General features: G+C 46.3%; 17 protein-coding genes, 2 pseudogenes and 1 other annotated feature. Of the genes and pseudogenes, 17 read left to right on the forward strand and 2 right to left on the reverse strand.

Annotated elements, in window-relative coordinates; genetic code table 11:
• Positions 1-21: 21 nt before the first annotated feature.
• The 10 genes from ACGHCT_RS12565 (at position 22) to queA (ending at position 12132) form a co-directional block, all read left to right on the forward strand.
• Entirely contained in the window at positions 22-1311 is a 1290-nt protein-coding gene (locus ACGHCT_RS12565) for a SpoIID/LytB domain-containing protein (protein ID WP_256281273.1), read from the forward strand.
• Positions 1312-1423: 112 nt separating this feature from the next.
• Positions 1424-2290, forward strand: a complete 867-nt coding sequence (locus ACGHCT_RS12570) for a YihY/virulence factor BrkB family protein (protein WP_226905333.1) — start codon at positions 1424-1426, stop codon at positions 2288-2290.
• A gap of 55 nt (positions 2291-2345) precedes the next feature.
• Positions 2346-2575, forward strand: a binding site (T-box leader).
• A gap of 36 nt (positions 2576-2611) precedes the next feature.
• Positions 2612-3631, forward strand: a complete 1020-nt coding sequence (pheS, locus tag ACGHCT_RS12575) for a phenylalanine--tRNA ligase subunit alpha (RefSeq protein ID WP_154262634.1) — start codon at positions 2612-2614, stop codon at positions 3629-3631.
• 14 nt (positions 3632-3645) lie between these two features.
• Positions 3646-6063, forward strand: a complete 2418-nt coding sequence (gene pheT / locus ACGHCT_RS12580) for a phenylalanine--tRNA ligase subunit beta (RefSeq protein WP_154262625.1) — start codon at positions 3646-3648, stop codon at positions 6061-6063.
• A 9-nt stretch (positions 6064-6072) separates the two neighbouring features.
• A complete protein-coding gene (locus ACGHCT_RS12585) occupies positions 6073-6681 on the forward strand; it encodes a histidine phosphatase family protein (protein ID WP_154262616.1) in 609 nt (202 codons plus the stop codon).
• Positions 6682-6927: 246 nt separating this feature from the next.
• Positions 6928-8433 (forward strand): histidine kinase, encoded by a 1506-nt coding sequence (locus ACGHCT_RS12590; protein ID WP_256281275.1) that lies wholly within the window; start codon positions 6928-6930, stop codon positions 8431-8433.
• Positions 8430-9143 carry a response regulator gene (locus tag ACGHCT_RS12595; RefSeq protein ID WP_390436157.1) on the forward strand — a complete coding sequence of 238 codons (714 nt, stop codon included), beginning with the start codon at positions 8430-8432 and terminating at the stop codon, positions 9141-9143. Before ACGHCT_RS12590 ends, ACGHCT_RS12595 begins: the two co-directional genes overlap by 4 nt.
• Positions 9136-10476 carry a D-serine ammonia-lyase gene (locus tag ACGHCT_RS12600; RefSeq protein WP_154262598.1) on the forward strand — a complete coding sequence of 447 codons (1341 nt, stop codon included), beginning with the start codon at positions 9136-9138 and terminating at the stop codon, positions 10474-10476. The genes ACGHCT_RS12595 and ACGHCT_RS12600 overlap by 8 nt, the downstream gene beginning before the upstream one ends.
• Positions 10477-10496: 20 nt before the next feature.
• Positions 10497-10997 carry a YgjV family protein gene (locus ACGHCT_RS12605; protein ID WP_154262594.1) on the forward strand — a complete coding sequence of 167 codons (501 nt, stop codon included), beginning with the start codon at positions 10497-10499 and terminating at the stop codon, positions 10995-10997.
• A gap of 109 nt (positions 10998-11106) precedes the next feature.
• Positions 11107-12132: a tRNA preQ1(34) S-adenosylmethionine ribosyltransferase-isomerase QueA gene (gene queA / locus ACGHCT_RS12610; protein ID WP_390436159.1), complete on the forward strand. Its 1026-nt coding sequence runs from the start codon at positions 11107-11109 to the stop codon at positions 12130-12132.
• Positions 12133-12449: 317 nt separating this feature from the next.
• Here the strand turns inward: queA and ACGHCT_RS12615 are convergent, their stop codons facing one another.
• Positions 12450-13361 (reverse strand): GyrI-like domain-containing protein, encoded by a 912-nt coding sequence (locus ACGHCT_RS12615; protein WP_390436160.1) that lies wholly within the window; start codon positions 13359-13361, stop codon positions 12450-12452.
• 214 nt (positions 13362-13575) lie between these two features.
• Here ACGHCT_RS12615 and ACGHCT_RS12620 point away from each other — a divergent pair, with 214 nt between their 5' ends.
• The 7 genes and pseudogenes from ACGHCT_RS12620 to ACGHCT_RS12650 all read left to right on the forward strand — a co-directional run bounded on the left by ACGHCT_RS12620 (position 13576) and on the right by ACGHCT_RS12650 (position 20856).
• Complete coding sequence (locus ACGHCT_RS12620) at positions 13576-14685, forward strand: GntR family transcriptional regulator (RefSeq protein WP_154262588.1); 1110 nt, start codon at positions 13576-13578, stop codon at positions 14683-14685.
• A 161-nt stretch (positions 14686-14846) separates the two neighbouring features.
• Positions 14847-15631 (forward strand): annotated as a pseudogene (locus ACGHCT_RS12625) (EAL domain-containing protein).
• A 129-nt stretch (positions 15632-15760) separates the two neighbouring features.
• Positions 15761-16216 carry an RNA polymerase sigma factor gene (locus tag ACGHCT_RS12630; RefSeq protein ID WP_154262650.1) on the forward strand — a complete coding sequence of 152 codons (456 nt, stop codon included), beginning with the start codon at positions 15761-15763 and terminating at the stop codon, positions 16214-16216.
• Positions 16213-16929: a hypothetical protein gene (locus ACGHCT_RS12635; RefSeq protein WP_154262577.1), complete on the forward strand. Its 717-nt coding sequence runs from the start codon at positions 16213-16215 to the stop codon at positions 16927-16929. The genes ACGHCT_RS12630 and ACGHCT_RS12635 overlap by 4 nt, the downstream gene beginning before the upstream one ends.
• Positions 16914-17555 (forward strand): annotated as a pseudogene (locus ACGHCT_RS12640) (ABC transporter ATP-binding protein); the annotation flags it as partial. The gene ACGHCT_RS12635 and the pseudogene ACGHCT_RS12640, both read left to right, overlap by 16 nt.
• A 55-nt stretch (positions 17556-17610) precedes the next feature.
• Positions 17611-18762, forward strand: a complete 1152-nt coding sequence (locus ACGHCT_RS12645) for an ABC transporter permease subunit (protein ID WP_154262570.1) — start codon at positions 17611-17613, stop codon at positions 18760-18762.
• A gap of 102 nt (positions 18763-18864) precedes the next feature.
• Positions 18865-20856, forward strand: coding sequence for an EAL domain-containing protein (locus ACGHCT_RS12650; RefSeq protein WP_173015687.1), 1992 nt, complete (start codon positions 18865-18867; stop codon positions 20854-20856).
• Between the two features lie 47 nt (positions 20857-20903).
• Here ACGHCT_RS12650 and ACGHCT_RS12655 read toward each other — a convergent pair whose 3' ends face one another.
• A complete protein-coding gene (locus ACGHCT_RS12655; RefSeq protein WP_154262558.1) occupies positions 20904-22799 on the reverse strand; it encodes a cation-translocating P-type ATPase in 1896 nt (631 codons plus the stop codon).
• Positions 22800-22804: the final 5 nt, after the last annotated feature.

Genomic DNA, 22804 nt, shown 5'->3' on the forward strand with positions numbered 1-22804 from the left:
AAGGATGATAATACCCAGTACATGAACCTGAGGGAAGAGCGGCTCTTAAAGGAAAACGAGAGAGCCAGTATCCGGGATGCCAGGCAGAGTACGAAAACTGTGGAGAAGACCCAGGATCAGGAACCCCAGGAGGAACAGTCTGGGGCAGAGACAGAATCTGAGGATAAAGTAATACAAGTGTTGATAAAGACAGATGACTACAGCAGCTATGAACATTCCTCCCTTCAATTTACCATCCGGGGGGATTACAGGATAACTGGAGGGGAGGAAGCATCTCTCAAGTCAGGAGAGACTGTCACTGTAGAAAGGGATTCTCCTTATTTCAGGGACGGCTCCTTTCGGATAGAACCATTGGAGGAGAATAACCAGCTTACTCTTTTAAGTGTATCCAGAGGTCAGGGAAATCCTTCCTATCAGGGGGCCTTCACTATTTATCAGGAGGAGGCGGGGCTGCGCATAGTGAATGAACTTCCTGTGGAGACTTATCTGCGGGGGGTTGTTCCCAGTGAGATGCCTTCCTCCTATGAAATGGAGGCTTTAAAAGCCCAGGCTGTGTGCGCCAGAACCTATGCCTATGTCCAGCTGGGGGAGAACAAGTTAAAAGACCTGGGGGCTCAGGTGGACGACAGTGTCTCTTTCCAAGTCTATCAAAACAGCGGCACAAATGAGAGAACAGATGAGGCGGTAGCAGCCACCAGGGGGGAGATTCTCTGCCAGAATGGAAGTCCCATAGATGCCTATTATTTCTCTACTTCTCACGGAAAGACAAGTACAGATGAGGTTTGGGAGGCATCTGCCCCCGCAGCTTATCTGAAGAGTGTTGTGTGCGAGTACGACAAAGAAGAACCCTGGTACCGCTGGAGCGTAACCTTTTCAAAAGAGCAGCTTTTGAAGGGAATCCAAAGCAGCTATCCTGAGATTACTGATTTAAGTTCTCTGGAGATTCTGGAAGTGGGTGAGGGGGATGCAGTCCTGTCCATGGGGATCAACAGTCCAAAGGAGACAGTTACCGTACAGAATGAATATACAATCCGGCAGATCCTGGCGCCGAGAGGACTCAAAATTACCAGGCAGGACGGCTCAGTAGTGGATGGAGGTTCTCTTCTTCCCAGCGCTTACTTTACGCTGGAGGAGCTCCGGGAGGGAGAGGAATTGAAGGGGTATACCATACACGGGGGCGGCTACGGACACGGCGTGGGATTAAGCCAGAATGGTGCCCAGCATATGGCACAGGAGGGAAATGGATATAAGGAAATTCTGGAGTATTTTTATAATGGTGTAACCTTAAACCGTGCAGGGGAAGCTCAGTGATTTGACGGTAACTTGCCTGAAAGAATAATTCATGGTATTATGATAGTCATCAAATACTGAAATGGGATCTTATATTATGATAAAGCGTATCTACCGGACAGTGAGAGGATTTATGAATAAAATAAATGAAGATCATGTGACTGCCTATTCTGCTCAGGCGGCTTATTTTGTGTTATTGTCATTTATTCCATTTCTGCTGCTTCTGCTTACATCAGTGCAGTATACGCCAATCAGCAAGCAGCAAATGGCAGATGCCGTGATTAAGGTGTGTCCGGACAGCTTCAAATCCTTTGTGACAGGTATTATAGAGGAAGTGTATAACAAGTCCCTTGCTGTGGTTCCCATCACTGCCCTGACTGCTCTCTGGTCTGCGGGAAAGGGAATACAGGCCCTCACGAATGGTCTCAACTGTATCTATCAGATACGCGAGACAAGAAATTACCTGGTTACCAGGATACGCTCAATCTTTTATACCATGATCTTTCTGATTGCCATCATATGCACCCTGCTGCTTCTGGTGTTCGGAAACAGCATACAGAGGGAACTGACAAAGCACCTGCCTTTTCTCTCTAATCTGGTAGCTATGATTATCAGCCTGCGTACGGTAATCGCACTGGGACTGCTGGCTTTTGTTTTTCTGTTTCTGTATAAATTTGTGCCGAACCGCAAGGCAACGCTGCGAAGCCAGATTCCGGGAGCTGTTTTTACCTCTCTGGCCTGGTCTTTGTTTTCCTTCGGTTTTTCCCTTTACTTTGACTATTATGATGGAATGTCCAATATGTACGGGAGTATGACCAGTTTGATCCTGATCCTCTTGTGGATGTATATCTGTATGAACATTGTTATGATCGGAGCGGAGATCAACTGTTATTTTGAAGAGAAGTTCCGGCAGGTGCATTCGGCCGCTGTGGAGCGGATCAGAAAAGAGTACGTGCAGCTTCTTGAGGGAGGCCGAGAAGAAGAGGAAAAGGAAAAATAAATTTTTCTTGACAGAAATCTTTTATATGTTAGAATATAAAACAGACATATTTAATGTAAAAGCTGTGAAAGTGTAAGTAGATCTTTATTTTCTTTCAGAGAGAGGAAGTCACCGGCTGTAAGCTTCCTTAAGTTCAGATAATGATTGAATTTCCCACTGGAGCTGCATTTCTGAAAGCGCTGCTGCTATTAGGAAATGACGTGTGAGGCGCGTTAAGCCGTAATGAGTGCCCGGTTTTTCCGGGAATCAGGGTGGTACCACGGAACTGTCAGCTTCGTCCCTTTTAGGGAGGAAGCTTTTTTTGATCGAAAGGAGAAGAACATGAAAGAAAAATTACAACAGATTCAGGCAGAAGCTGTAAGACGTATTCAGGAATCAGACTCCCTGGATAAATTAAATGAGGCCAGGGTAGCGTTTCTGGGAAAAAAAGGCGAACTTACTTCTGTATTAAAAGGAATGAAGGACGTGGCAAAAGAGGAGCGACCTCTGGTGGGGCAGCTGGTAAATGAAACCAGGGAAGCTATCGAAAGCCTTTTAGACCAGACGAAGGAAAAGCTGGAAGCCAGACTTATGGAGCAGAAGCTCAAGGAAGAAGTCATTGATGTGACACTGCCCGCCAAAAAGACAGAGATTGGCCACCGCCATCCCAATACCATTGCTCTGGAGGAAGTAGAGAGAATCTTTATCGGTATGGGCTATGAGGTGGTGGAAGGGCCGGAAGTAGAATATGACCTTTATAATTTCGAAAAACTTAATATTCCGGCCAACCACCCGGCAAAGGATGAGCAGGATACCTTCTATATCAATAAGGACATCGTGCTCCGCACCCAGACATCTCCCGTACAGGCCAGGGTTATGGAACAGGGAAAGCTTCCCATCCGAATGATTGCACCGGGACGGGTATTCCGTTCTGACGAAGTGGATGCCACCCATTCTCCTTCCTTCCATCAGATAGAGGGACTTGTGGTGGATAAGCATATTACATTTGCAGATTTAAAAGGAACTTTGGAAGAATTTGCAAAAGAACTCTTCGGCCCGGATACAAAGACAAAATTCCGCCCTCATCATTTCCCATTTACGGAGCCAAGCGCCGAAGTGGATGTCACCTGTTTTAAGTGCGGCGGAAGCGGCTGCCGTTTCTGCAAAGGATCCGGCTGGATTGAGATTCTTGGATGCGGTATGGTGCACCCTCATGTGCTCGAGATGTGCGGCATTGATCCGGAGGAGTATTCAGGATTTGCTTTTGGTATGGGACTGGAGCGCATCGCCCTTCTGAAGTATGAAATCGATGATATGCGTCTTTTATATGAAAACGATACACGGTTCTTAAAACAGTTCTAAGGAGGAGAGAAAGAATGAATACATCATTGTCTTGGATTAAAATGTACGTGCCGGATCTGGATGTGACGGCACAGGAATACACGGACGCTATGACATTGTCCGGAACAAAGGTGGAAGGCTATGAAATACTGGATGCGGACCTGGAAAAGATTGTGGTAGGCCAGATTGAAAAAATCGAGAGACACCCGGATGCAGATAAGCTCATTGTGTGCCAGGTAAATGTAGGCACAGAGATAGTGCAGATTGTGACCGGCGCCCCCAATGTAAAAGAAGGGGACAAAGTCCCTGTGGTTCTGGACGGCGGCAGGGTTGCCGGGGGACATGACGGCAAAAAAACTCCCGGAGGGGTGAAAATCAAAAAGGGCAAGCTAAGGGGAGTGGAATCCTCTGGTATGATGTGCTCAATTGAAGAACTGGGAACAACCAGAGAATTTTACCCGGAAGCGCCGGAATACGGCATCTATATATTCCCACAGGATACAGAAGTAGGAGAGAATGCTGTGAAGGCTCTGGGGCTGGATGACGTAATATTTGAGTACGAGATTACCTCAAACCGCGTGGACTGCTACAGCGTCATCGGAATCGCAAGGGAAGCCGCCGCTACCTTTGGAAAGAAATTTGTTCCCCCTAATGTATTACAAACCGGAAACAGCGAAAACGCCGGTGATTATATAAAAGTTACCGTAGAGGACACAGACCTTTGTCCGCGCTACTGTGCAAGAGTAGTAAAAAATGTAAAAATAGGTCCTTCTCCCAAGTGGATGCAGCGCTGTCTGGCTGCCAATGGGATCCGCCCCATTAATAACCTTGTAGACATTACCAACTATGTTATGGAAGAATTCGGACAGCCAATGCATGCCTATGATCTGGATGCTATTGAAGGCAGAGAAATTGTAGTGCGCAGGGCAAAAAAGGGTGAAAAGTTTATTACCCTGGACGGTCAGGCGCGGGTTATGGATGATTCTGTTCTTATGATCTGCGACGGCAAAAAGCCTGTGGGCATCGCAGGGATTATGGGCGGAGAGAATTCTATGATTACAGACAATGTGCAGACCGTTCTCTTTGAAGCAGCTTGCTTTGACGGTACAAATATCCGACTGTCCAGCAAAAAAGTGGGGCTTAGAACCGATGCATCCGGAAAGTTTGAAAAAGGCCTGGATCCCAATAATGCCCAGGCTGCCATTGACCGTGCCTGCCAGCTTATGGAGGAACTTGGTGCTGGGGAAGTGGTTGGAGGAATGGTAGATGTCTATACCACCCCAAAAGAGCCGGTTCGTGTGCCATTCGCACCTGAAAAAATCAATGATCTGCTGGGAACTGATTTGACCCCGGAAGAGATGCTGGGCTATCTGGAACGGGTCGGGCTGGCATATGATACAGATGCCAACGAGATCGTGGCGCCTACCTTCCGGCATGATATATTCCGTACCGCGGATTTGGCGGAGGAAGTGGCAAGATTTTACGGATATGACAATATACCTACTACGCTGCCAAAGGGAGAGGCAACCACAGGAAAACTTCCCTTTAAGCTGCGCATAGAGGAAGTGGCCAGGGATATGGCCGAATGCAACGGATTTTCTCAGGGGATGTGTTATTCCTTTGAAAGCCCTAAGGTATTTGACAAGCTGAGAATACCTGAGGACAGCCCTCTTCGCCAGGCCGTTACAATAATGAACCCACTGGGGGAGGATTTCAGTATTATGCGTACAATCTCATTAAACGGTATGCTGACTTCCCTGGGGACAAACTATAAACGCAGAAATAAGAATGTAAAACTGTATGAGTTAGGAAATATTTATCTGCCGAAACAGCTGCCTCTTACGGAACTTCCGGAAGAACGGATGATGTTTACTCTGGGTATGTATGGCGAGGGCGACTTCTTTACCATGAAAGGTATGGCAGAGGAGTTCTTTGATAAGATAGGTATGCATAAGAAGGAAGAATATTCTCCTGAGGACAAAAAGCCATATCTGCATCCGGGCCGCCAGGCAGATATCTACTATGATGGAGTAAAAGTAGGCTTTCTGGGAGAGGTGCACCCTGCCGTGGCAGCAGCTTACGGTATTGGAGAGAGAGCTTATGTAGCTGTGCTGGATATTCTGGATATTCTTCCAATGGCTACCTTTGACCGGAAATATACAGGAATTGCCAAATATCCCGCTGTCAGCCGTGACATCAGTATGGTCGTACCAAAGGCTATCACTGCGGGAGAGATTGAACATGTGATAATTCAGAGAGGCGGAAAGCATCTGGAAAGTTACCACCTGTTTGATATCTATGAGGGAAGCCAGATTAAAGAAGGCTTTAAGTCAATTGCCTATTCCGTAACATTCCGGGCAAAAGACAAGACATTGGAAGAGGCGGATGTTACCTCGGCAATGAAAAAGATTTTGAACGGATTGGAAGCTCTCGGCATTGAACTGCGTAAGTAGGTGAATCCCATGAAATTATATATTGTGCGCCATGGGGAAACTCCATGGAATGTAAAGTTTAAGCTGCAGGGAACCTCGGATATCCCCTTGAACGAAAAGGGGATTCTTGCCGCAGAGAAAACCGGGGAAGCTTTGCGGGAGGTTCCTTTTGACATCTGCTACACCAGTCCGCTTCAAAGGGCAAAGGAAACCGCCGGCCTGATTCTCAGAGGACGGAATATTCCTATGATTGAGGATGAGAGGATACAGGAAATTACCTTTGGGGTTTGGGAGGGCCGGTGCTGCCGCCCCGACGCAATGGAAATTCCAGGGGAGATGCTGGATAACTTTTTTCACCACACAGAAAGATATCAACCCCCTGAAAGGGGAGAGCGGATCTCAGATGTAGTAAAGCGGACCCGTGATTTTTTTCAGGAAATGATTCACAGATCCGATTATGAGGATAAAACGATTCTGATTGCATCCCACGGCTGTGCAGTGCGCGCTCTGCTTCAGAATGTCTATCCCCCGGGGGATGATTTCTGGCACGGAAAAGTACCTCCTAACTGTGGGGTTAATATTGTGGAGGCACATAAGGGTGTGGCAAAATTAATTGTGGAAGATGCGGTTTATTGTTAAGGATACAGAAGCAGCCGGGCAGAAGACCGGCTGCTTCTGTTTTCATGTCTTATGCAGGAAAAAAGACAAAATTGGAAAAAGAAAAATCAAATTTGGTCATATTATTTTTTCTTGATATATAGGATAATAGAATTGTCAAAAATGATCCTATTTCCCGGAGTATGTTTGACAGATTTCCCTGAATCGTATAAGGTAAGTATAAGAATAAAAAAGATATCATACGTATCGTGTATACAGGAGGAAAGTATGGGTACACAAAAGACAGATTGGGGAGATGTTCAATGGCTGCAGATGAACCAGGAAGGATCCTCCCGGTTTAAGATGAATGTGGGGATCGTAACTGTGGAGCCAGGAACCCACCAGCCGGCACATGTACATTATGAAGAGCAGGTAGTTCATTTTCTTCAGGGGGTTGGGCTGAATAAGATTGACGGACAGGAATGCCTCCTGAAGCCGGGAGACACCTTCCACTGGCCGGCAGGGGTGATTCATGAAATTATGAATACCGGAGATGAACCCATTCGGCATCTTCTTGTATCAAATCCGGAAAGCCTGGATGAGGAGATTATTATGAATCCATGGGGGAAAGAGGAAAAACTGCTGATGCCGGTAGAGGCAAAAGAAATGTTCTATACGGCTGTGGAGGCGATTCGGACACAGTTTCTGGAAAACATGTACTATGCCTATGCTATTTTCGACAGGGACAATACGCTTGTGCTTAAGAGCAAATATTTTCCTACGTACTGCCAGGAGTGCTGTAACCCCTCACTGTACTACGGGGCGGCTCCCTGTTTGGTTCCCAACAGCAAAGAGCGGCTGCGTATGGAACAGACGTATCACTGTACCCATGACATGGAAGTATACGCAATGCCTGTCTCCTATAAGGGATATTATCTGGGATATATTAAGGGAGGATTCGTGCGCCGATCACAGACACCCGACCATCAGGCTTACGGTGTGTATGATACGCCGGAAAGCACGGTACAGGGAATAAAAAATCTTCTCAGAAGAATTACAAAAGCGATCCGCAATTTCTGTGAATTCGATCAGTTCAGAAAACGGCTGGCAGAGCAGGAACTTCAGATTTATGACGGGCTGGCATCCCAACAGCTGCTGGCTAAAAGTCTCAGGGAGGCTGAATATGCTATGACGAACCTGAAGATAAGCAATCACTTTTTGTTTAATACATTAAACAGCATGGCATCCATGGCTCTTGACGGAGGGCTGCCAAAGCTTTATCAGTCCATCATTGACCTGTCCAAATTGTTCCACTATACGCTCAGAACAGAGGATACTGTTGTGAGCTGGAGGCAGGAATTCGAGTATTTAAATTCTTATCTAAAACTGCAGAAACTGAGATACGAAGATACCCTCTCTGTTGTGTATGACATTGAGACAAAGGTTGAGACGTGCAGGGTACCTTTTAACTTCCTTCAGCCTATTGTAGAAAATGCATTTACCCACGGGTTCAAATCTACTTCCAATAAGAGTCTGTATCTGCAGGCTTACTGCAGTAAAGAGCGGGTAATCATAAAAATTATGAACAGCGGGAAGATTCCGGATAAAAGGATATGCCAGTCTGTGAATCTCGGAATGAAAAGCAACACCTCCCATGGACTTTCCATGGTTTACCAGAAACTGTCTGTCATATATGGGGAGGATTTCCGGATGGAAATGAGGTCCTGGGAAAACGGGGCAGAGTTTTATCTGGATATTCCGTTCCAGCCTGTATCAGAGGAGGACGAAGTATGATACGTGCTGTTATCTGTGACGACGAAAAGGCGGCATTAACGATTATCTCTTATTTTATCCAGCAGGAACATCTCCCTATTCGGCTGGTAGGTACTGCAGAGGACGGGAGACAGGCGCTGGAGCTGATACAGAGGGAAAAGCCGGATTTGATTTTTATGGACATTCAGATGCCTTATATGGATGGATTTGAAGTGCTTCAGAGGGTATCAAACAGCAAAGTGATTATTATCACAGCTTACGGATCTTTTGAGTATGCCCAGAGGGCTCTGCGCATGGATGTGTCTGATATCATTGCCAAGCCTATAGAGCTGGAGCAGCTTCGGGCAGCTGTCACAAGGGCGATTGGCTGGAATTTTACGGACAATTCTACGGTGAATCAAATACTGGCATATATCCACCAGCATTACAACGAAAAGATAGAGCTGGAAGACCTCTCACGGGAAACCTTCTGCGGAGAAAGCCATATAGCAAGGCTGTTTAAAAGATATATGGGGTACACCATACTTTCCTATATTCACAAGGTCAGGATAGAAAAGGCAAAGCTTCTGTTGGAGGAGGAAAGTCTGAACATTCAGGAGGCCGCAGAGCGATGCGGGTATCCCAATCTCAATAATTTTTATAAGTATTTTAAACAATATGCAGGGATGACGCCGGCAGCGTATGTACAGAAACATAAAAGCATGAATAAGGAGGAGACAAGTGATGCTTAACAATGAAAAGATAAAGGAAGCAGCAGAAGCCGTACCGGTTCTGAGGCGTGCTGCAAGGGAAGAGGAACTCGTATGGATCAATCCGGATCTTACGGAATTTGCCACTGCAAAACCTGAATTAGAACTTACAATGGACGATATTGAGGATGCTGAGAGAAGACTGGAGCGTTTTGCACCTTTTATCATGAAGTGTTTTCCTGAGACAAAGCCCAGAAACGGCCTGATTGAATCTGTGTTAACTCCAATACCCGAAATGCAGAAGGCGCTGAACGAAGCGTATCACAGTCATCTGCCGGGAAGGCTCTTTTTAAAACAGGACAGCCATCTGGCTATTGCAGGTTCAGTGAAGGCCAGAGGCGGTATATATGAAGTGCTGAAGCATACAGAAGATTTGGCGGCAGAGCATGGCATTTTAAAAGAAGGAGACTCTTATGAGATCCTGGCTTCGGAAGAAAATAAAGCATTTTTCAGAGGATATACCATACAGGTTGGTTCCACAGGGAATCTGGGTATGAGTATAGGGATCATGAGTGCCGCAATCGGTTATGAAGTAATCGTACATATGTCTGCGGACGCAAAACAGTGGAAAAAGGACCTGCTGAGATCCAGGGGAGTCACGGTGATGGAATATGCGTCGGATTATAGTGAGGCAGTGAAAAACGGCAGAAAGCTTTCCGATGCTAATCCCAAGAGTTACTTTGTGGACGATGAGAATTCCAGGAATCTGTTTTTGGGATATGCAGTAGCGGCAAAACGTCTGGTGGGGCAGCTTGAGGAGCAGAAGGTAAGTGTGGACAAAGAACATCCCCTGTTTGTGTATATTCCCTGCGGAGTGGGAGGCGCACCGGGAGGGGTATCCTTTGGACTGAAGCATATGTTCGGGGATTTTGTGCACTGTTTTTTTGTAGAGCCAACACAGGCCCCCTGCATGCTGGCAGGCATGGCCTCTGGTCTGAACAGCGGGATCTCGGTACAGGATTTGGGTCTGACCGGTCTTACACACGCAGACGGTCTGGCTGTGGGGCGTCCTTCGGGATTTGTGGGAGGAGTGATGAAACCCCTCCTTTCGGGAATTTTTACTGTGAAGGACAGTCTGCTGTATGACTATATGCGTCTCCTCCTGGACTCTGAAGATATTTTTCTGGAACCCAGTGCCTGCGCTGCCTTCCAGGGACCGGCCAGAGTGCTGCAGTATCCTGAGACAAAGGAATACCTGACGGCGCATCAACTTACAGAGAAAATGGATCAGGCTTCCCATATAGCCTGGGCTACAGGCGGGAGTCTGGTGCCGGAAGATATACGGGAAGAGTATAAGAATACTTATCTTGCGTAAGACCTAAGATAGGAGGAAGTATGGAACGGATTGTTATAGGCAATGTCATATCTTTTGTGGGCGCGGTTTTTCTCGCAGTAAGCTGCTGTGTAAATACCAGAAAAAAGGCGTATTTTTTTCAGCTGATGGAGAGCGCAACTCTTTTCATCTCCTCATTCTTTTTCGGGGCATGGGCGGGAGTGTCCACTTTGTTTCTTTCCATTATAAGAAATATCTTGGTAATAAAGGGCAAATTTGATAAAAGAATGATGGTTGTTTGTACTGCTCTTGTCATAATTTGCGGCATTGCGGTTAACAACAGAGGGCTTTTAGGATTACTGCCTGTCATAGCAACCGTTCAGATTACATTTAGCAATTATTACGCACAGAGATTAAAAGCAATTAAGATAAGTTTCTTTGTGAATGTTGTGATATGGGCTGTGTATTCTCTGATCATCCACGACTTTTCTTCTGGGATTACACAGACGATTACTGCGGTTCTTAGTTTGATTTCTATCGTGAGAATGCAGCTTGAGGAGTGAAACCTTCCGCATCTGACTGTGCTCCCATAAGGCGGATTCAAAGAAATATTGAATCCGCCTTTTAATGGTGTTATACTGAATATGCTTTGCATAGAGAAAGGAAGTTGGTATGAAGACATCAGATTTTTATTATGATTTACCGCAGGAGCTAATCGCCCAGGATCCCCTGGAGGACCGTTCGGCCTCCAGACTGCTGCATCTGGATCCTGTCACAGGAGAGATTGAACATAGAACCTTTAAAGACGTGGTTCAGTACCTGAATCCGGGGGACTGCCTCGTAATCAATGACACAAGGGTGATTCCGGCCAGACTATACGGAACAAAAGAGGGAACGGAGGCAGGAATTGAGATTCTTCTGCTCAAGAGAAAGCCGGACGATGTGTGGGAGACCCTGGTAAAGCCCGGAAAGAAAGCAAAAATAGGCACCAGGATTTCGTTTGGAGACGGAATATTGATGGGTGAAGTAATTGACATTGTGGAGGAGGGAAACCGCCTGATTCGCTTCACATACGACGGAATCTTTGAGGAGATCCTGGATCGCCTGGGTGAGATGCCTCTGCCCCCTTATATTACGCATAAGCTTAAGGACAAAGAGCGTTACCAGACCGTGTATGCCAAACATGAGGGATCTGCAGCCGCACCTACGGCAGGGCTGCATTTTACGGAATCACTGCTGGAGGAGATTGAAAAAAAGGGAGTGCATATTGCTCATGTAACTCTTCATGTTGGGCTGGGGACCTTCCGTCCGGTGAAGGTGGAGGATGTGACCCAGCACCACATGCATTCTGAATTTTATGTAGTGGAGGAGGAGCAGGCAAAGCTCATCAACAATGCGAAAAAACGGGGAAATAAAGTAATATCTGTGGGAACGACCAGCTGCCGTACCCTGGAATCAGCGGCAGGGGAGGACGGAATACTGAGAGCGCAGAGCGGATGGACAGATATCTTTATTTATCCGGGATATCAGTTTAAGGTGATTGACGGTTTGATTACAAATTTTCATCTTCCGGAATCCACACTCCTTATGTTGGTTTCTGCTCTGGCAGGGAAAGAACATATTATGGCAGCTTATGAGGAAGCGGTGAAGGAAAAATACAGGTTTTTTTCATTTGGAGATGCAATGCTGATCATATAGAATCTGAATAGAACTCTGTAGAAAGATAACCGAAACTATTATATTAAGATATAATAGACCAGAAGACTGTTTGTGGAATCGACCTTAAAAAGAGTGTATTTTGCACTACTTCCCGTATATTCATACAAGTTTAATAGGTAATTATAGTAAGCGGCAGCAGCGTTGGGCGGGGGAGTTCCGCACCATCCAGATGTTCAAGCCGAAATACGTTTTGGGCGGCGATATGGTTGAGAGATTGCATGGCCTGACAGTAACAGATAATATATTCTTTTTATAGCTGCAAGAGTCATTCTATACTCCTCCAGGCCATTTTGTAATCATTTTATCGGAATATAAATTTTTACCTCATTGTCGGGGGCGTCGAATGTAGACACCTCTCGCTCATAAACCTCAAAGTCTTCACGGTCGTCTAGTTCTTCTTTTGCTGCCGGCAGCCATGTTCCAAAGATGTACTGATACGTTTTGAACAGGTTCGTAAAGGTGCCCCGGTGGGTGAAAACCGCAAACTTTCCTGCACGCAGGATCTTTGTATCCAATGGTAAGAATAGCGGCAGATCATCAAAAGTATTCACTGGGCTTCCCACCATGGCTGCAAACATTACGTCACCGTCTTTTGTATAGACGGTCTGTTGTGTTTCACAAATGCCGTACCCTGCGCCGGCGGTCACAAACAGGTCTTTATGGAGACGCATGAACTCCTCCCACAATCCCGGAAGCCGGTTATCAAAAAGAGAGGTCGTTCCCCGGAGGCCAGCCACCCTGGTTTCTTTCAGCATCACCAATTCAGGCGAGCGTGATATGTTGTTCGCAATATGGCCCACATCCACAGGAGCTAATTTCCTCTTCGCGTTCACCACCAGGTCAAGTCCCGCTTTTCGGTAAGCCGTCGGGCTGCTGCCAAAGGCTAACTTGAATGCCCGGCTGAAAGCCTCTGAGGATTCGAAACCACAATCAAGGGCGATATCAATGACCCGCTGGTCAGAGTGAATGAGTTTTTCCGCGGCGTTATACAGTCTGCGCCGATTGATGTAGCGGCCGACAGATTCCCCCAATACGGAAGAAAACAGCCGGGTCATATGGTAGTAAGAGTAGCCCGTCTCTCTTGACACATCGCTTAAACCGATATTTTCATTCAGATGGTTTTCTATATATTCGATTGCCCTTTCCAAAGGGGATATTTGTTTCAAAACATCACCTCTCTTTGCTATTTCTATAATAGCATACCCCATGAATTATCTCCAGAGTCAAAAACTCCACTTTGCAAAAGGTTGATTGCATTGCTGGTTGTTCTTGTGAAGGAACAGTGGGATATCATACTAGACCCAAAGCGTGGGGCCATGGTATACTAACAGATAGAGTAAAACGAGGTATAAACAGATGGCCGACTGCCGCTGAAAGCTCGGAACTGCGCTCCTGTCTGGGCGTCTTATATGGAGGTAATTCATGGAACCAAAACCCACCCTGTTCAATTTTCTTCACGATACGTTGGTACAGCAAATTGTAAGCGGAAGGATAGCCTATGGCGAGAAGCTGCCGCCTCTGCGCGCACTGTGCGACATATACCATGTAGGCATCAGAACCGTCCGTGATGTTATGGACGCACTGGTGAAAGAAGGATATGTAGAGGCTGTTCAGCGTTCTCACATAAAGGCAGCTTATCGAATGACAGCCGATGACGAACAGCAGGCTGAGATGATGTTGACGAGGAGAGACAAGGTATGTGCCATCCTAAAGATTCTTGCGTATATCATGCCGCCAATCTACGCGGAAGCCAGCAGACACTGTGACCCCCAAGTGCTTCGGGCCTGCAGGGATGATATTGAGGGGATGAATGAGCTGAATACCAAAGAGCAGTGGCGCAAATCGGTAGTACCTCTCCAGAGGATTAAATCCGTATTTCACAACGACCTGCTGCAGGATTTATGTGCTGATTTCGACTTGAGTGCGCAGATTATGCTTATCCCAGGTTTTGAGAATCCTTACAAAGAGTTATCAGCTAATGGGGAACAGGCTTTTCACTGTTTTTTTGACTGCATCTCATCTCAAGATTACGATGGTATCTATGCATTTATCAGCAATATGTATCACAAATCAGCGAAGCTATCCGACCAATATTTTGACGAAATAGCATCTGCGTTTTTATTAGAAAAGCCTCAGCAGGAGGCTTATTTCTGGAATGCGGAAAAGGGGAGGCTGAAAACCCATACGCAGGTAACAAGAAGCATTATCCAAAAGATAAGTATGGGCGTTTATGGGGAGGGCACCTACTTGCCAACCTGCTCCCAGCTATGCAAAGAATATAATATTTCTGCCTATACAGTAGGCAAGGTGATGGAGTCAATGGAGAAGATTGGACTTGTGAGGAAAATGAATCTTCGGGGCGGTTATCTGGTTACCCGAGAGAATGCGCATACCCGCCAATTTGTAATCAAAGGCAGTACATCCACTTCGGAAGCCATGACATTTTTGAGTGCGGTACACCTCCTTGCCCTTATTAGCAAAGGTACAGCAATGATCGCTGTGGAATATATGGAGCAGGAGACGGTGGCATAGTACTTGTGGATGACCTGAATCTTTCGTTGGTGCAGATCCGCGACAGAGCTAATATCGCCAGAAAAAACGCAAAGCGATCTTACGGAGAACTCTTCTCCTTTGTGTTTTATAGTGATATGGAACGCCAGCAGATGATAAAAGAAAAGGATATAGAGAACCGGATGGAGGACGCACTGCGTGAGGGGGAATTCACGGTATTCCTTCAGCCTAAAATTGAGCCGGAACACAATACGGTCAAAGGCGCCGAAGCGTTGGTTCGCTGGCAGACCAGGGAGGGCGGTTTCATGATGCCGGGGGACTTCATCCCTTTTTTGAGAAAAATGGTTTTATTGTCAAGCTGGACTTGTATGTATTTGAAAGGACCTGCGCTCTGCTCCGCAGCTGGATGGACAGCGGTGTGGAACCAATTCCTATATCAGTGAATATGTCCCGGGCCCATCTCGGAGATCCGGATTTTCTAAAACAGTACAAGGCGATTGCACAGAAATATCATGTCCCCGGAGCTCTTCTGGAAATCGAGCTGACGGAGTCTATGTTCTTTGAGAATGTCGATGGACTGATCGAGGTAATCAGCAAAATCCATGAGGCCGGATTTCTGTGTGCCATGGATGATTTTGGAAGCGGTTATTCCTCTCTTAGTATGCTCACGGACATCCACGTTGATTCTCTTAAGCTGGACAAGGCGTTCTGGAAGCCCGGCCGTGAGGGGGACAGGGCTCATGATGTAATAGCAATGGCGGTAGAACTGGGCAGGCGGCTGAATATGCTCACTGTGTCTGAGGGGGTGGAGACTGTTTCACAGCTGGAATTTTTGCGCAAAATCCGCTACGATTTAGTGCAGGGCTATGTATTCTCCAAGCCCGTGCCGGCCCCAGAGTTTGAAATGCTCGCGTTTGGAAGAAGTCTGTCGGGTCACGTTAGTTTTGAAGAACCTTCGCAAATATAGCGGTGTGGGGATAACTTCCCTGCACCGTTTATTTTAAGTATAATGAATAATCAAAACATCTCAATTTGCCGCACATCCGGCCCGGTTCCTACGTTATACATAGTGAAAGGAGGTTTCCCGGCCGTGTCCATGGACTTAGAAGAACAGTATGACAAGATATACCGCTACTGCTACTATAGGCTGCATCAGCGGGAAGCAGCGGAGGATGTCACCCAGGAAACGTTTCTTCGGTTTTTAGAAAATGAAGGATACCGGGACAGGGGACGTGCCTTACAGTATCTGTATACCATTGCCCGCAACTTATGTATTGATGAATACCGGAAGCGAAAAATAACAGAAGAACTGCATGATGATTGGGCAGATGTTGATCTTGAGGAGAAGCTTCTCACTGCTATTTCTCTTAAAAAAGCGTTATCCCTGCTAACGGAGGAGGAACGTGAGCTTCTGCTTCTTCGCTATGTCAATGAAGTACCTGTGATGAGCATCTGCAAAATTTTTAAGATGTCAAGATTTGCAGTATATAGAAAAACAACAAAGGCGCTGAAACAATTACAGGAGCTACTGGAAAAGGAGGAGTTTTTGTGAAACAAGATAGGAGAAAGGCTTTGCAGGATGCCTTTGAGGCTCCCGCGCCTCAGCACAAAGAAGAGTTTTTCAGAACCATACCCCAGCCTGCAATAAGTACTATTTCTTTTATGATCTCACAGGCAGGATATATTCAAAAATGGACCTGGGCGGTATCCATAGGTTTATTTGCCGTATCTTTGCTGGGCGCATGTTTTATGGATCGGGATATTCTATGGCTGATTTCGTCTCTCCTTCCATTTTTGGCATTATCTATTGCAACAGAAAGCGGCAGATCAAAGATTTATGATATGGCTGAGCTGGAGATGGCGTCCAGGTTTTCCCTGAGGAGCGTTGTGCTTGCCCGCATGGGGATTTTGGAGATGGTTCATCTTGTCCTGCTGTGTTTGCTGATCCCACTTGGAAATAGGAATAACACAGCCACTATTTTACAGGCAGGCGTATATCTTCTAGTGCCTTATTTACTGACAACGGTATCCGGGCTTTGGATAGTAAGGAAATTTCAGGGAAGAGAAGCTGTCTACAGCTGCATGGGGGCGGCCGGTGCTGTCAGCGGAACGAATCTGTTCATTCAAACCATGCTGCCGGAACTCTTCCATGTGAGATGCTTTCATTGGTGGATAGCAGCTTTCCTGCTGTTAGCCGCACTCACAATAAAGGGGATAACAAAGATGATTCAACAGACGGAGGAACTGACATGGAGCTTATCATAGACAGAGTATCAAAACAATATCAGAATAAAATTGCAGTTGACCGTATTTCGTTAAAGCTTTACAAAGGCGTCTACGGCCTGCTGGGAGCTAACGGGGCAGGGAAAACAACATTAATGCGAATGATCTGCGGAGTTTTAAAACCCACCAGCGGAACCATAACTTTTCATGGAGTTGATGTGTCGACCGAGGAATACCGTTCGAATCTGGGATATCTGCCACAGGATTTTGGCTACTATCCTGACTTTACGGGAATGGACTTTTTGCTCTATCTGGCCGCTCTGAAAGGTTTGCCAAAACTCCAGGCTAAGCGCAGGGCTCAGGAATTAGTAAAAGTAGTATCTTTGCAGGAGGCTGCAGGCAAAAAAATCAAAACATATTCCGGCGGTATGAAGCAGCGGCTGGGAATAGCCCAGGCATTGATAAATGTACCCCGGATTCTTATACTGGATGAACCTACTGCGGGACTTGACCCAAAAGAGCGGGTCCGGTTTCGGAACTTGATTCGTGAACTGGGCAAAGAGAGTATTGTTCTGCTCTCTACGCATATTGTCTCAGATATTGAACATATAGCAGATACCGTACTGATCATGAATGACGGACAGCTGATTTTTCAGGGCAGCTGGGACGGAAGCCGGAAAGACTTAGAGGAATTCTATTTACAACAGTTTGAGGAAGTGGAAGATGAATAAGACAGGTGCTTTATATTTTTTTGAACTTAAAAAGATCCTGCATCGGAGGATGGTATGGATTGCATGTGCAGTTACATTAGTTCTTTGCGCGGGCATTAGTTTGAGTAATCTGCTGAGAGTTTCCTATATTACCGATGATGGGGAAGAAATCAGCGGATATGAGATGATGAAAATGAACAGAGAATATGCGAGAGACTTGTCCGGAAGAGCGATAGACAATATCCTGCTTTCGGAAATGCAGGAAGCAGAAGGGAGTGCAGACAAATATGTCGCTGTCTATTCTTATGTGCAGAAAACAACAGGTGACAGCAAAGAAGCATTGACTGCAGACGAGGCTGCTTTGTACAGCGCCCGAAGGAATAACCTTACCCGGATTTGGAGGGAGCAAATGCTGACAGAGGAGGAAATCACATATTGGCTTGGAAAGGAAAAAGAGATAGAAACTCCATTTATCTTTGCATATGCAGATGGATGGGCAGATGTGTTTGACAATATTTATGCGCTGAATTTTATGCTGTTACTGTTAATTGCAGTTTGCCTCTCAAATGTTTTTTCTATGGAACATATACGCAGGACAGATCAGCTTATTCTGTGCACCCGGTGTGGCAGAAAGAACCTATATTATGCTAAGATTCTTGCAGGCATAACTTTTGGCATGATTTTTGCAGTCCTGCTTTTTTCAGTGAGTGCTATTACAAGCATTCTCATCTATGGATCCGATGGATTTCATGCAGCTCTTCAAGTAGTGCTGCCGTTATCTTCACGGCCTGTGAGTGTTGGCAAAGCAGTTATGACTCTGTTTGTATTATTTATCATCGTATCTATACTTTATAGCATAGTAACGATGTTTCTATCTGAATGGTTAAAAAACAGTGCCGCAGTTATGGGTGTGTTAGCGGGAGGCATGGTATTCACAATGCTAGTCGACATTCCGTATTGGCTGAAGATTCCGTCACAGCTCTACGATCTTCTGCCCACAACACTGCTGATAAAAGGGCAGTTGTGGGACGGAAGACTCCTTTCTGTTCTGGGGAAGCAGTTGACAAATTATCAGTCTGCAGCCATAGCATACACCGTAATGTCAGTTCTTTTGGCTGCCGCAGGAGGGAAACTATACCAAAAATACCAGGTGAATGCAAGATGATTCCTGCAGAATTCTGGAAAGGGGGGACGGTCGGGTTGGGGTTTGACGACGGGATAAGGTCGCGAAAACCAGATTTGTATGTTATACTATCCATATAGGCGTATGGAAAGGATAAGACTGGATTCGTTATTCGAAAGACAGCAGGTGGAGAATTTGGAGTGGAATATTGCGCCGGAGGCTATTTCCCTGGTCATTCTGGTAATTATATGGGTTTATTCCAGAAGTGGAAGCTTACTTCCGACTTTAAAAAACAGGATTTTTCAGTGGTGCTTACTGGTTACCTTCGGGGCTATGCTGACGAATATCCTGTCAACAATTATGATTTATCGCAGCGATGCGGTCCCTATATGGCTTACCTGGACAGTGACCACGGTTTACTTTATTATGACACCGCTTATGGGAATGGCATATTTTTTCTATGCCGTTTCCATTCTGTACCCAGAGGGACGGGTCCTGAATCGTATTCTTGGAATGAGCCTTATACCCGGAGCGGTATACTCGGTAATTGTCTTTATGAACCCTCTCACAAAGAACATATTTAATATCACGGTTGAAGGCGGTTATGTCAGGGGCCGTTATATTGTGGCAACCTATATTATTTTTTATGCTTACTGTGTGGCAAGCATAATAATAACAGTTGTTAATTATAGAAGAACAGACCGAAAGATACGCAGAATACTTGCCGCCTTTCCGGTGCTGGCGGTTTTGGTAATCATAGTTCAGCAGATGTATCCGAATATAATACTGTCCGGGTCGGCGGCAACCTGCGCGCTGCTTATTATTTATCTGCATATTCAGAACAAACAGATTTCCCTGGATTATCTGACAAATTTGCCAAACCGGCGGGAGCTTCTGGACATGCTTGAACTGATATTAAAGAGATCTGCAGGGGAACCGTTCACGCTGATCGTCGTATCTCTCAGGGAATTCCGGCATATTAATAATACCTGCGGGCAGCAGCGGGGGGATAGGTTCCTTCAGGAATTTGGGAGATTTCTCTGCAGATTTGGTCCGGCCGGCAGGGTATATCGGTTCAGCGGAGATGAGTTCGCAATTCTGTTTACTCATGAAAGTGATGAAATGGTTATTCGCTGTGTAAAAGCTGTAGAGGAACGTATGACTAAGCCCTGGCAGCTGGATGACTACCGGCTTGATCCGGAGGTGGTCATAGGGATCATTCGTCGATCTGATGTGGACTCCACGCTGGAGAATGTAATTAACGCTATAGAATATGCCGTCTCCCAGGCTAAATCCGGGAAGTATGGTACGGTCTGTCATTGCGATAAAGCAATGCTGGGGGAGCTGAGAAGAAGGGGAGAAATTGTCCGGATACTGAAGGATAAGCTGGCAGACCAGAGCTTTGAGATGTACTATCAGCCTATTTATTCTGTGAAAGAAGGGGATTTCAAATTTGCAGAATCCCTTATGCGTATTAATGAATCGCCTATAGGGCCTATATACCCCTCAGAGTTTATCCCCATCGCTGAGGAGACAGGACTTATCATAGATATTACCTATGTGATCTTGGATAAAGTATGTAAGTTTATTAACCGTCTTCTGGATAAAGAGATTCCGGTGGGTTCTATTCATGTGAATTTTTCCGGCGTACAGTTTTCACAGCCGGATCTTCAGGAAAGGGTTCTGGGGATCATAAAACGGAATAAAACCCCTGCCTCAGCCATAAAGATAGAATTCACAGAGAGCACGCTTGCCGACAGCCCGCAGATTGTTACAGAATTTGCCTCTGAAATGGATAAGTACGGGATTAAGATGGGATTGGATGATTTTGGAACCGGCTATTCAAACTTTGCCACGGTTATCAGTATTCCCTTTGGTACGATCAAGATTGACAAGAGCATCATGTGGGCATCTACCGGCAATATAACGTCAGCTGCTGCAATCAAACATATTGTAAATACATTTAAGGCCCTGAATATGAAGGTTGTGGCAGAGGGGGTAGAGACAGAAGAGCAGGTAAAGTCTGCGATCCATGCGGGGATTGATCAGATCCAGGGCTATTATTATTCCAGACCCCTGTCTGAGGACGATATGGAGCGTTTTTTAGCAGAAAATAACAGAAGGGCATCACAGTAAACCACCATCCCACATAGAGAGGGGACGGTGGTTTTCCAGTGGAATTGCTACGGAAACTTTCTGTCATAGAGCAGTGCGGCATTGAGGACTACTAAAACAGAACCTGCATTGTGCACCAGGGCCCCTGTAACTGGATTCAGTACTCCAAAAGCAGAAAGTGTGACGGCAGCAGCATTAATGCACATGGATGCGGCAATATTTCCCTTAATGGTACGGAGTGTGGAACGGGCGAGGCGCTTCAGATAAGGAATCTTAGAGATATCATCACTCATGAGGGCAATATCGGCAGCCTCTACGGCAATATCGCTGCCCATACTGCCCATGGCCACCCCTACATCGGCTGTTTTAAGGGCGGGAGCATCGTTTATCCCGTCTCCAATCATGCAGACCGTCCGCCCTTTTTGCTTAAGCTGTGAAATGTAACCCACCTTCTCTTCTGGAAGCAATTCTCCCAGGACGGATTTGATGCCTGCCTGCTGCCCAAAGTAAAGAGCCGCTTTCCGGTTGTCTCCGCTTAGCAGGATGGTCTCTGTATCCATTTTGGTGAGCCGGCACACCATGCTCCGGACAGATGGACGCATCACATCAAAGAGAGCAAGAACGCCCAGACAGGAATCCCTATCAGCCACAAGTACGGCAGCTTTTCCCTGTGCGCCAAGCTGCTCCAATATCTTTTTTTCTTTAGAAGAGAGCTGAATTCTGTGTTCTGACAAATAGTTTGGGCTGCCGCAGTATATGGTTTTTCCAGAGACTTCAGAGGAAATTCCTTTTCCGGGTTCCATATGAAAGTTCTCAGAGCTCCAGAGAGATATTCCCCTTTCCTCTGCATATGCGGCGATGGCTTTTCCCAGCGGATGCTCACTTCTTGCCTCTGCTGAGGCTGCAATGGCCAGAAGGGTTTGCTTATCTAGGGCATCCGAAAATGGAATAACGTCGCTGACTTCCAATTTTCCCAGGGTGAGGGTTCCTGTTTTGTCAAAGGCAATGGTATCCACCTTCCCCATTGCTTCCAGAGCTTCTCCGGACTTAATAATTACTCCCTGTTTCGTGGCCTGGCCGATAGCTGCCACAACGGAGGTGGGGGCTGCCAGGGCAAGGGCGCAGGGACAGAAGACGACGAGAACGGTTACCCCCCGGTTCAGGGCAGCCATCACAGGAAGGCCAAGGGAGAGATTTACAGCAAAGGTACCCGCTGCGATGAGAAGGGCGATGGGTACCAGCCATACAGACCACTGGTCGGCAATCCGCTGCATAGGTGCTTTGCTGTCTTCTGCGTCCCTTACCATCCGGATAAGCCTCTGGAGAGAAGAGTCTTTGCCCACACAGGTTGCTTCCATGTCAATGGAGCCAAAGCAGTTCAGGGTACCGCAGAAAACATCATCACCTGTACCTTTGTCGGCGGGGATAGATTCCCCTGTTATAACAGACTGGTCTACGGAGGTATCGCCGGAGACGATGACACCGTCCACCGGTATGGTTTCACCTGGAAGGACGCGGAGAAGATCACCGATCCGAATCTGAGCAGCAGGAATAAGCTCTTGTTTCCAGGAACCCTGTTCCTTTTTCAGTCTCCGGCCTTCTGCAGGTGCCAGTGCCATGAGGCTTGAGAGCCCTTTTTTCGCGCGGTTTACGGTCATATCTTCCAGGATTGCACCGATTGCCATAATAAAGGCAACTTCTCCGGCCGCAAACAGCTCTCCGATGCACAGAGAAGCAACCATGGCGATGGAAATTAAGAGCGCAGATGAAATCCATTTTTTATAAAACAGTCTGGTCAGAGCAAGATACAGAAGAGGATATCCTGAAAGGAATACGGTTAACCAGGCAGGATCCAGGGAAGGTTTAGTTCCTGTTAGTATGAGAAACAGACTGAAAAGCAGAAAAATGCCGGATACAACAGTTATTTTCCATCCGGAACATAGAATACACAGCTTTTTTAACATAGGCT

The sequence above is a fragment of the Lactonifactor longoviformis genome (genome assembly GCF_042848515.1).
Classification (GTDB): Bacteria; Bacillota; Clostridia; order Lachnospirales; family Lachnospiraceae; genus Lactonifactor; species Lactonifactor longoviformis.